19 protein-coding genes are annotated in these 9062 nt (G+C 70.9%); all 19 read right to left on the minus strand.

Translation table 11 applies throughout. The features are described from left to right. Positions 1-53 precede the first annotated feature (53 nt). Positions 54-317, minus strand: coding sequence for a hypothetical protein (locus tag AOK24_RS07560; protein ID WP_055719268.1), 264 nt, complete (start codon positions 315-317; stop codon positions 54-56). A 9-nt stretch (positions 318-326) separates the two neighbouring features. Further along, complete coding sequence (locus AOK24_RS07565; RefSeq protein WP_240553718.1) at positions 327-668, minus strand: HNH endonuclease; 342 nt, start codon at positions 666-668, stop codon at positions 327-329. A 299-nt stretch (positions 669-967) separates the two neighbouring features. Further along, positions 968-1165 (minus strand): hypothetical protein, encoded by a 198-nt coding sequence (locus AOK24_RS07570; protein WP_055719269.1) that lies wholly within the window; start codon positions 1163-1165, stop codon positions 968-970. Between the two features lie 347 nt (positions 1166-1512). Beyond that, positions 1513-1848: a hypothetical protein gene (locus AOK24_RS48360; RefSeq protein ID WP_055719270.1), complete on the minus strand. Its 336-nt coding sequence runs from the start codon at positions 1846-1848 to the stop codon at positions 1513-1515. Beyond that, positions 1845-2207: a DUF6907 domain-containing protein gene (locus AOK24_RS07580; protein ID WP_055719271.1), complete on the minus strand. Its 363-nt coding sequence runs from the start codon at positions 2205-2207 to the stop codon at positions 1845-1847. Before AOK24_RS07580 ends, AOK24_RS48360 begins: the two co-directional genes overlap by 4 nt. After that, positions 2200-2652, minus strand: coding sequence for a helix-turn-helix domain-containing protein (locus AOK24_RS07585; protein WP_055719272.1), 453 nt, complete (start codon positions 2650-2652; stop codon positions 2200-2202). Before AOK24_RS07585 ends, AOK24_RS07580 begins: the two co-directional genes overlap by 8 nt. Continuing rightward, on the minus strand, positions 2636-2830 hold the full coding sequence (locus AOK24_RS07590; RefSeq protein WP_055719285.1) for a hypothetical protein: 195 nt from the start codon (positions 2828-2830) through the stop codon (positions 2636-2638). The genes AOK24_RS07585 and AOK24_RS07590 overlap by 17 nt, the downstream gene beginning before the upstream one ends. A gap of 5 nt (positions 2831-2835) precedes the next feature. Beyond that, positions 2836-3213, minus strand: a complete 378-nt coding sequence (locus tag AOK24_RS07595; RefSeq protein WP_055719273.1) for a DUF6907 domain-containing protein — start codon at positions 3211-3213, stop codon at positions 2836-2838. After that, on the minus strand, positions 3210-3428 hold the full coding sequence (locus tag AOK24_RS07600; RefSeq protein WP_055719274.1) for a hypothetical protein: 219 nt from the start codon (positions 3426-3428) through the stop codon (positions 3210-3212). Before AOK24_RS07600 ends, AOK24_RS07595 begins: the two co-directional genes overlap by 4 nt. Beyond that, positions 3425-3850 (minus strand): hypothetical protein, encoded by a 426-nt coding sequence (locus AOK24_RS07605; RefSeq protein ID WP_055719275.1) that lies wholly within the window; start codon positions 3848-3850, stop codon positions 3425-3427. The genes AOK24_RS07600 and AOK24_RS07605 overlap by 4 nt, the downstream gene beginning before the upstream one ends. A gap of 103 nt (positions 3851-3953) precedes the next feature. Then, the gene (locus AOK24_RS07610) at positions 3954-4181 is read right to left on the minus strand and encodes a hypothetical protein (RefSeq protein WP_055719286.1); all 228 of its coding nucleotides are present in this window, start codon (positions 4179-4181) and stop codon (positions 3954-3956) included. Positions 4182-4222: 41 nt separating this feature from the next. After that, on the minus strand, positions 4223-4858 hold the full coding sequence (locus tag AOK24_RS07615; RefSeq protein ID WP_055719276.1) for a hypothetical protein: 636 nt from the start codon (positions 4856-4858) through the stop codon (positions 4223-4225). Positions 4859-4860: 2 nt separating this feature from the next. Next, complete coding sequence (locus AOK24_RS07620; RefSeq protein WP_055719277.1) at positions 4861-5382, minus strand: single-stranded DNA-binding protein; 522 nt, start codon at positions 5380-5382, stop codon at positions 4861-4863. A gap of 259 nt (positions 5383-5641) precedes the next feature. Then, positions 5642-6865, minus strand: coding sequence for an AAA family ATPase (locus AOK24_RS07625; RefSeq protein ID WP_240553720.1), 1224 nt, complete (start codon positions 6863-6865; stop codon positions 5642-5644). Further along, positions 6862-7788: a bifunctional DNA primase/polymerase gene (locus tag AOK24_RS07630; RefSeq protein WP_055719288.1), complete on the minus strand. Its 927-nt coding sequence runs from the start codon at positions 7786-7788 to the stop codon at positions 6862-6864. Before AOK24_RS07630 ends, AOK24_RS07625 begins: the two co-directional genes overlap by 4 nt. A gap of 86 nt (positions 7789-7874) precedes the next feature. After that, positions 7875-8120 (minus strand): hypothetical protein, encoded by a 246-nt coding sequence (locus tag AOK24_RS07635; protein ID WP_055719278.1) that lies wholly within the window; start codon positions 8118-8120, stop codon positions 7875-7877. Beyond that, positions 8117-8434, minus strand: coding sequence for a hypothetical protein (locus tag AOK24_RS07640; RefSeq protein WP_055719279.1), 318 nt, complete (start codon positions 8432-8434; stop codon positions 8117-8119). Before AOK24_RS07640 ends, AOK24_RS07635 begins: the two co-directional genes overlap by 4 nt. Then, the gene (locus AOK24_RS07645) at positions 8431-8865 is read right to left on the minus strand and encodes a hypothetical protein (protein WP_055719280.1); all 435 of its coding nucleotides are present in this window, start codon (positions 8863-8865) and stop codon (positions 8431-8433) included. The genes AOK24_RS07640 and AOK24_RS07645 overlap by 4 nt, the downstream gene beginning before the upstream one ends. Beyond that, a partial coding sequence (locus tag AOK24_RS07650; protein WP_159051813.1) for a hypothetical protein occupies positions 8862-9062 on the minus strand: 201 nt, incomplete at its 5' end. The genes AOK24_RS07650 and AOK24_RS07645, both read right to left, overlap by 4 nt.

The following is a 9062-nucleotide window of genomic DNA, read 5'->3' on the forward strand; positions in this document are numbered from 1 at the left end:
GTTGCGATATGTCCGATTTCTAAAAATCCGAGGGAGATCCCCACTCGACCGGATCAATCCGATCCTGTGACCTGCACGTTTGCGGGCGGCTCCACCTTGAGCGGCGCGGTGCGCTCCTCCTGCGCGACGTCGCCGGTGGTCTCGTCGACGTACTTGCGGCCTGCCTCGTTGCGCAGGTGGGCCGCGTACCGGATGCGCCCTTGGTCGATCGTGATCGGGCCGTGGATCGGCACGTCGCATGGGTCGATGCCGTTGGCCCGGAGCCAGTTGGCCACCGCGTCCATCGGGCCGAAGGGCGTCTCGATGGGCTTGTCCATGCCTGCTCCTTACGGTCCGGCGAACCAGTCGACCGATGTGACGAGTTGGACGACGTCGGCGAGGGGTCGGTCGCTCTTCTCGCTGTTGCACTTGCGGAGGCAGGTGGGGCAGCCGTCGACGCCGTGGATGGGGGCGAGGTTGTCGGGGTCGAGGCGTGCGCCGCCTTTGGCGACGGGGTGGATGTGGTCGACGGCGTCGGCGTGGGGGTGGCCGCAGACGATGCAGATGTCGGAGGCGGCGAGGATGCGGGCGCGCATCTGCCGGAACTCGTACGAGGTGAGTTCGCTGCGGCCGGTGGCCACGTTCACCCCCAGGAGGACTCCGTGGCCGTCAGGCGTGATGTCCGCCACTTCCGCATCGCGGATGGCGGGGCTCGCCGCCTGTACGTAAGTGTCCGATGCGTCGACACGAGGAGGCTGAGGGCTTGCCGAATGAGCCCGAGGGGCCCGAAGGGGCCGGGCCGGAATGGGCGTTCTGGGCGGTTGTGATCGCCCTGGTCCAGTTGGCCGTGGAGATCGCGGAGAAGGTCGTCTGACCTTCGAAGCAGCGGAGCCCCGGCCGGGTGGCGGTCGGGGCTCCGTGGTGTCTGTGGTGCCCGGTTCGGGGCACAGTTGTACACCGCGATCGTCACACAGTGCCTGACCTGCGGTCAAGCCGCGGCGCGTTCGGCGCGTTTGGCGGCGATGGCAGCGACATCTGCGGCCTCGTACCAAGGGTGGCGCTCGGTCCCGCCGGCGCGGGTGAGCTGGCCGCGGTAGACGAGGTTGCGGAGGGCGCCGGCAGTGATGCCGAGGGCGCGCTGTGTGTCGCGTGCGGTGAGGTAGCCGGGTGGGGCGAGGTCGGTCATGGGGCCAGTGTGGCCGCTTCGGGGGTCGTTGCCGTATGCAGCTAACCCCTTCTGGGCCCCTCTCGCGGACTGTTGTCGTCGTTGTTGTTGCTGCGCTGACCTGCACCGACAACACCGCGAGAGGGGTTTGGGAGGAGGAGGGGAGGGGTTGCGGGAGACGGGCGGTAGGCGGGGTAGCTACAGCGGTAGGCGGGTGTAGCAGCCCTGCCCGTGACCTGCGTAGACGTGGTAGCTACGGCCGGTAGACGGGCCGGTAGCTGCACCCCGGGGGAGGGGGCCGCCCCGGCGTACGGGAGCGGCCCCGGGGAGCGCCGTCACACGCTCGCCGGGGCCGCTGTCCGGGAGGGCTACGGGAAGGGCCAGGGGCCGGTGCTGGAGAGGAGCGCGCGGGCGTCCTCCAGGCCGGGGCCGCCGGCCATCACCCGGCGGGCGGCGGCGCGCACGTGCGGGGGCTCGGCCGGGTCGTCCGCGACGACGGCGGCGCCCGCCTGCTCGGGGGTGAGGCCGGTGGGCTCGACCTCGATGCGGATACGGACGCGCATGGTGCCGCAGTCGAGTTCGTCGTCGTACGCCTCGGTGAACGGCTGCTCCCCGGAGATGCCCTCCAGGAGCATGTAGGTGAGCATGTCGACGGAGCCGCCGATGCGGCCCTCGGTGATCCTGCTGCCGGTCTCGGTGGTCATCGCTGTTCCCCCTTGGTGAGCTTGGCCAGCTGGTTGCGGAGCTGCTCGAAGCGGGCGACGTACAGGCGCAGGCCCGCGAGGACCGTGTCCGCGGCGGCGACGTCCAGGCGGGTGCCGGCGGCGAGGCCCTGCGTGTCGAAGTAGATTCGCGGCGGCTGCCCGTCCGTGGAGTCGATCGCGGCCCACAGCACCTCGTACGGCTCGCCGTCGTCGAAGTGGCCGGTCTCGTCGCCGGGGCCGGTGAACGCGATCCCCGCGCCCTGGTGCTCGGTGTCGTTGTGGTGTTCGGCGAACGTGCACCAGGACGGACAGACGGGCGCCGCCGTCCTGGTGGCGCTGCCGCGCTGGTTCTCAGGCATGACGCTCCCCCTCTTGCTCGATGCAGACGCGGGTGATCGTGGGGCGGGTAAGGCGGGGAGTGAGTCCTCGCATCCACGCCCACCGGTAGGTGTTCGACAGCAGCGCGAGCGCGTACTCGACCGCGTCCTGAGGGTCGTGCCCGGCGTCGGCGAGGACGGCCAGATCACTCGTCATGCGTTCGGTCAGAGACAGGGTGAGACGCGGCGTCTCACCCTGTCCGGACAGGTCCGGATGCGATCCGGATTCGCGGTCCGCGTCAGGACCGGGCGTCTCACCGCGTCTCATCGCCGCCAGATCGCGGCTCACGGTGTCTTTGCTGACGCCCAGCTCGGCGGCGATGTCCCGCAGGCTCCGCCCCTGTCCGGACAGGCGGATCGCCTTGATGCGACGCTCCGAGACGCTGTCCCGCCGGGGCGTCTCACGCGTCTCACGGGCAGTCGCCACCGGCCACCCCGGGATCGGCGGCGCGTACGACGCGGTGAGACGCGAGGCTGACGCCCTCCAGGTCGCGGCGCTCGTGCGCGACGAGCAGCGCGGCCATCAGCGCCGGGACGGACGGGAGAGGCCGGGCCGACCGGCAGGCCGCCATCGCGGCGGCCTGCTCGGTCGGGCGGCGAACCATGTCGCTCACCCGGCACCCTCCCCGCGGACCCGCTCCAGTTCGACCGCGAGGCCGTCGAGGACGTCGCAGTGCGCGCGGACCAGGCGGGTGAAGGTGCGGACGTCGTCGGGGCCGCAGTTGAGGATGTCGCCGTCGATCTCGATCGCGAGGACCGGCAGCACCTCCGGGGCGGGCAGGTAGGGGCTCTGGGAGATCCACGCGGTGAGGAACGTGGCCGTGGCCCCGGCGACGGTGATCCGGGCCGTGATCTCGGGCCCGTTGTGGGTGATGTCGGTGAGGAACTGGGCGCGGTCGTCGTGACCGGCACACCACTCGGGCTCGGCGACGGGCAGGGTCTTGGTGACGAGGACGTTCACGGTCGCCGTACGGGGCTCGATGCTCACCGGCTCTCACCCCGCTCGGCCTCGACGGCGGCGACGAGGGCGCGCAGGCGGTGGTCGAGGCCGGCGGCGGCACGGACCATCGTGTTGTGGTCGTGGATGTTCCAGGCGGCGACCGATTCGAGGAGTTCGCGGGCGAGGCGCAGCTCGGCGTTGAGGGGGCCGGGGATGACGGTGTGCTGCGGGATGACGCCGTGCAGCGGGTCGTAGGTGGTCACCGGGTCTCACCGGCCTCGTCGTCGAGGAACGCGGCGATCGCGGGGAAGGCGCGGGCGACGGAGCGGCGGACGGCCTCGTCGGCGGCGGCCGGGTCGGCGGGCGGCGCGGTGGGGAACCCGGGCTGCCGGGCGGCCTCACGGGTCGCGGCGCGGCGGACGAGGTGGTCGGCGTCGACGGCGCGCAGGAGGATACGGAGGGCCTCGGTGAGGGCGCCGTGGGCCTCGGCGTAGGCGTAGATGTCGTTGCCGCTGCTGTCGCCGTAGGTGTCGAGCATGCGCTGCGCGACGCGGACGGCGGTCAGGATCTCGCTGTCGCGGTCGGACGCCAGCAGCTGGGGCGCGCGGCGGACGTAGCCGGCCGCGACAAGGCGACGGGACGGGGAACTTGCGGGCGCACCGGGGCGCGCGGAAAGATCGGTCATGCCGACTCCTGGTTAGGTCAGGTAGTTCGGTAGAGGGTCGGGCGACGCGCGCGCCTCCTCGGTGCTCCAACACCGTGGAGAGCTGTCGTCCGGCCCTCGCTGGCTATTCGGTTGTGGTTGAGGTCTTGCGGTCCTGCTTCTTGAGCGCCTTGTCGACGGCGTTCCAGCTCCGGCCGAGGTCGCGGGCGACTTCGGCGACGGAGCCGAGTTCCTTCACGCCGTCGCGAAGGGCTTCAGCGCGTCGTGTGGCGGATTCGGAGGCGAGGATGCGCAGCTGCTCCAACAGCTGTTCTTCCTCGCGGACCCGTTCCCGCCAGGGTTTGGCGTCCATCGAGAGGAGTGTATCCAACCCCGGGGTGGGATGCAAGCGGGTCACGCCGATTCCTTCGGTTGGTAGTGCCGTAGCAGCAGGAGATCCTGCTCGGTCCGGTACTCCGTCCGGCACCACCGGCAGCGCACCGTCTCACCCGGCAGCCGGGACAGGACCGCCCCGCACACCGCGCCCTGGTCACCGGTCGGCTCGATGCAGTAGCCGATGCGCTGACGGCGCGGCGCCGGGTCCCCGACGATCGACCGGGCCTGGCTCTCCAGCTCCCGGATCTCCCGCGCCAGGTCGCCGGCCGCCGGGTAGTGCGCGGCGATCCACTCCAGCTCCATGCCGAGCCACCGGCAGTCCGCGGCGAGCCCGGCCGCCGGCGGTTCGGAGTGCTGCGGCCACCGCACCCGCTGGACGTCGGCACGCCACAGGTGCGTGAGCTCGGCCGCCCGGAGCGAGTTCACCGTGTCGATGACGTCCTCGTTCAGCGGGGACCGGGGTCCGGCGCCGCTCCGGGTCGCGACGATGTCGCCCCACCCGTGCCCGCGCGGGACCAGGCACTGGCCGACCTCGGCGTACAGGACGGGCAGTTCGCCGAGCCGGGCGGCGAGCGCGACGCGATCCCCCTCGCACAGGTAGCCGGCTTCGATCTCCCGCTCGCACACGCCGCACGACAGCACCAGGGCCTCCATGGCTAGAAGGGGGGTTCGTCGGAGTAGCCAGCGGGCTGCGTGGGGCTCTGCCCCGCCGAGGTCTGCCCGCCCCAGCCGCCGCCCTGCTGCTGGCCGTTGGCAGGCCTGGCCCCGCCCCACGGGTCATCCGCGGGGGAACCCCCACGGTTGCCGCCGCCCGCCTGGTTCTTCGTGACCTTGGCGGTGGCGCGGGCGAGGGCCGGGCCGACCTCGTCGACGTCGAGTTCGTACACGGTGCGCTTCACGCCCTGGCCGTCCTCGTAGGAGCGCTGCTTGAGGCGCCCTTGGACGATGACGCGTACGCCCTTGGCGAGGGACTCGGCGACGTTCTCGGCGGCCTGCCGCCACACGGAGCAGGTGAGGAACAGGGCGTCGCCGTCGCGCCACTCGTTGGCCTCGCGGTTGAAGACGCGGGGGGTGGAGGCGATGCGGAACTTCGCGACGGCCGCGCCGGACGGGGTGAAGCGGAGTTCGGGGTCGTCGACCAGGTTGCCGACGACGGTGATTACGGTCTCGCCTGCCATGGCGGGCTCCCTTGCTGTGATGCGGCTTGGTGGGTTGAAACGGGCATGGAACGCGGTTCGTGGGGCTGAAGGTGACCTCGTCCTCGTCCCGGGGCGCTGCGACGGTTGGGTCTGTGTGACCTCGTCCTCGTCCCACCTAAAGAAGTGGGACGAGGGACGAGGACTCACGACCTCGTCCCGGACGAGGTGGGACGAGGTGGGACGAGGTCGTTTACGTGGGCGGCGAGCGAGGGGAAGGGTCGAAAGCGGACAGATTGACTCAATCGACCTCGTCCGGAGGGTGGGACGAGGTCGGCGGGCCCCCGCCCGAGGCCGTATTGCCCGCTTCTGTACCCGAGGCGGGGAGGCTGTGGAGGATGGCTCCGCGCGGTCCTGAGGCGGTGTTGACCCGGCCCTCGTCGACAAGGGCCGCGACCGCCTTCCGGATGTCGCCTGCGCGTCCCTGTACGCGGTCCTCGATCCCCTTGCCCGTGAGCGGGTCGCGGGCGCCAGTCAGGGCGTCCAACACCCTGCGCTTGAGGGCGTTGATGCGCTGCTGTTCCTCGCTGGCCTCGCGGTCCTCCTCGTCGCGCTGAACAGGCGCGTAGAGGTGGGCCTCGGCGTACTCCTGGGTCTCGGACTTGACGACGAGGTCGGCGTACCAGTGCATGCCGCTGGAGTGAGACAGGCCGTTCTTGCGGATCTGGCCGGGTCGGTCCTTGGCGACGCGGATGGTTGATTTGCCGGTCACGCCGATGCCGAAGGGGCGCCGGTTCTCCAGCATGTACATCACGCCGTTGAGGCCGTTGAGCTTGTGGACGCCGCCGATGCTGTACCGGCCGCGGTTCTCCGAGGACTTGACGACGTGGTCGAGGGTGACGACGGCGGCCCCCGAGTTCTGCAAGGGGCGCAGCAGCATCCGCCCGAACTTGGCGATGTCGGTGTTGTCCTTCAGCTCCAGGCCGAAGAGGCTCATGCCCTCGGTGACGCCGTCGACGATCGCGAGAGTGGGTTCGTGGTCGAGGACGGTCCCCAGGTCGATGAGGTCGATGTCGCTTGGGCTGTTCTCTGGGCGGACGTAGTGGAAGCGCTCCAGGACGTCGGCCGGGTTGGCGCCGAGGCAGAGCAGCCGGCCGACGACGCCGCCCGCGTCGTCTTCGAAGTCGAGGTAGAGGACGTGGTTGCCGTCGTTGATTTCCTGGAGGCAGGCGATCAGGGCGAACCAGGTCTTGCCCGCCTCGGACTCGCTGGCGACGCTGTTCATCCGGCCCGGGTAGAAGAGGCCGACCCCGTCGTCGCGGCGTCCGACGGTGGGCTGGGGAGGCTTGTACGAGCCGTCAAGGACCGACCTCAGGTCCTGGGCGCCCCACGTTCGCGGCACGGGCTCACGAGCGTCTGCCGTGGCAGACGACGGAGGCGCGTCCGCGTCTCCCCAGTCCATGGGTGGCTCGTCGCCGTCGGGGCCGAAGTAGGCGTCCATGGTCTGGTCGAAGTCGGTCGTCAAGCCACCCACCCCCGGTCACTTGGGCGGGTCGAGGCGCTGTCGAACGAGGCGCGCGCCTCGGAGTCGGTCAGGCCCACTGCGGACGCTGCGGCCAACAGGCCGCCCTCGGCCTCGTTGAGGCTGATGAGGTTCTGCTCGGCGAGCTCGTGTGCGCGGCACGCGGCGAAGAAGAAGGCGTTGTTGCGGTTGCCTTCGTGTGCATCCATGACGTGCTGGACGAGGTCCGCGACGGTCCACATGCGGCCACCGCCCGGACGCTGCTGCTGCCGCTCCTGGCTGGGAAACCGGTGCCGGGGCGTGGCCCGTGGCGGCGGGAGCTGACGGCGCTGCTTGCGTGGCAGCAGGGCGCCGGGCCAGTCGACGGCTGGCGCCAGATACGCCCCGTCGCCCGCCCAGCGGTAGCGGCCTCCGGAGGAGTGCATGGACGGGGCGAGCAGGATGTAGCCGTTGTGCTTGAAGTCGATGCCGGGTCCACCCAGGCCGGGCAGGTCGAAGTCGGGTGAGCGGTACAGGATGTGCAGTCCGTCGCCGCCGGTGATCTGCATGGTGGTGGCGGGCAGGACGCCGACGCGCTTCTCCAGCTTCTGGAGGGACTCGCGTCCGCCGTTGCGGGGGTCGATGTCGACGACGGCCCACCCGTTGAGCTTGCAGGGCGCTCCGATGTTCGCGTCCGGTTCCTCGCGCCACCACTTGCGGACGAGGTCGACGTCGGTAGTGGCGGCGTGGAAGCCGTGGCAGGTGGGGACGCCGCACTGGCATTCTTCGGGGCGGTGCTTGATGTACAGGCTGCTCTGCCGGTCGCAGCGGGGGCAGTTGGCGTATGGCGCTTTGCTCCGGCGGACGCGGAAGACCTTGATGCCCGCTGCCGCGTAGGTCTCGGCGGCGGCCGGGAGCGCGGCGGGGATTCTGAGGCCGTCGGTCACGAACGTGCTCTCTTCTACGAGCTGGATCAGGTGGTTCGTGTGGCGTGGGCGGGCGCCTTGGGGGGAAGTCGGCGCCCGCCCGCAGCTCATGCCGTGCGGCGTTTCTCCTTGGCGACCTCGTCGGCGAGCGCGGTGATGCGGGTGCACCAGTTGCGGGCGGCGGTGAGGACGGTGAAGGCGCTGGGCTGCTGCTCCAGGTCGTGTCTGATGGAGGCGAGGACCATCTCGTGCAGCGCCCTCTCTGCGGTGAGCTGCACGTACAGCTCGTCGTTCGTGGACGGGCTGAGATCGGTGGGCTTGATCGGCCACTTGCCGGGGCAGTTCCCGGTCATCGGGCACCTCCTGCCAGCTGGGCGACGGCGGCGACGATGCTGGTGTGGTGGCGGTCGCAGGCCGGGTAGTCGAAGCGGACGTCGGGTCCGGCGAAGGTGCTGACGATGTACTTCGCGGTGTCCGGGCATCCGGCGCAGCGGTAGTCGGGCTGGTTGTGGGGGGAGTCGGGGCCGTCGGGGCAGTCGCACCAGGTGCAGGTCTCGCCGTTGGCGGCGGTGACCGCGACGGGCACGAGCCCCGGGTTGGCGGCGGCGTCGCGTGCGGTGGCGAGGGTCTGGTCGGACAGGAACGTGTCCTGCGGGGTCCGGGTCACTGGCCGCCCTCCTTCCGGTCGCGCATGGCGAGGCGGTGGCGGAGCAGGTCCAACTCGTCGAGGACGTTCGCGAGGGCCGAGGCGCACACCCCGTCGATGACGGTGTCCTCGCTGATCGGGCGGACTCCTTGCAGGGCGTCCTGGAGGATGTACTCGTCGTCGCCTTCGAGGTACGTCTTCACCGACGCGGTGGCCTGGAGCTTGGCCGTGCGCTCTTCCTCGTGCAGCTGCACGATGTACGCGGTGAACAGGTCGGGGAGAGCCTTGGCCTGCTGAATCGGGGTGAGCTGGCGCCAGGCGTGGTGTCCGATGGTGGTGCAGTCCACGCCGCTGGGGTTCTCGCGGTGGAGGAGGGTGCGGGATTGCTGGATCGCGGCGTACCAGTCGGGGTTGTTGGTGATCGCCGAAGCGATCTCGTTGAACTCGCTCACGCCGTCTCCTTGAGTGCGGGCTGGTGGAACGCGGTGCGGATGACGGCACGCTGCTCGTCGCTCAGGGGTGGGGCCCGGTCGACGATGGCGTCGATGCGGGCCCAGTAGGCGGCGTTGCGGGCGGGGTCGGTGAAGCGGACGGGCCGGTCGGCGCCCGGGCGGCCGGGGATGCCACGAGCACCCCCGGCCAGCACGGC

The organism is Streptomyces niveiscabiei (assembly GCF_001419795.1).
Lineage (GTDB): Bacteria > Actinomycetota > Actinomycetes > Streptomycetales > Streptomycetaceae > Streptomyces > Streptomyces niveiscabiei.

Excerpts from the sequence above, each read along its gene's own strand:
- AOK24_RS07560 (WP_055719268.1), bottom strand. The coding sequence starts at position 317 with ATGGACAAGCCCATCGAGACGCCCTTCGGCCCGATGGACGCGGTGGCC.
- AOK24_RS07570 (WP_055719269.1), bottom strand. The coding sequence starts at position 1,165 with ATGACCGACCTCGCCCCACCCGGCTACCTCACCGCACGCGACACACAG.
- AOK24_RS48360 (WP_055719270.1), bottom strand. The coding sequence starts at position 1,848 with ATGACCACCGAGACCGGCAGCAGGATCACCGAGGGCCGCATCGGCGGC.
- AOK24_RS07580 (WP_055719271.1), bottom strand. The coding sequence starts at position 2,207 with ATGCCTGAGAACCAGCGCGGCAGCGCCACCAGGACGGCGGCGCCCGTC.
- AOK24_RS07590 (WP_055719285.1), bottom strand. The coding sequence starts at position 2,830 with ATGGTTCGCCGCCCGACCGAGCAGGCCGCCGCGATGGCGGCCTGCCGG.
- AOK24_RS07605 (WP_055719275.1), bottom strand. The coding sequence starts at position 3,850 with ATGACCGATCTTTCCGCGCGCCCCGGTGCGCCCGCAAGTTCCCCGTCC.
- AOK24_RS07610 (WP_055719286.1), bottom strand. The coding sequence starts at position 4,181 with ATGGACGCCAAACCCTGGCGGGAACGGGTCCGCGAGGAAGAACAGCTG.
- AOK24_RS07615 (WP_055719276.1), bottom strand. The coding sequence starts at position 4,858 with ATGGAGGCCCTGGTGCTGTCGTGCGGCGTGTGCGAGCGGGAGATCGAA.
- AOK24_RS07620 (WP_055719277.1), bottom strand. The coding sequence starts at position 5,382 with ATGGCAGGCGAGACCGTAATCACCGTCGTCGGCAACCTGGTCGACGAC.
- AOK24_RS07635 (WP_055719278.1), bottom strand. The coding sequence starts at position 8,120 with ATGACCGGGAACTGCCCCGGCAAGTGGCCGATCAAGCCCACCGATCTC.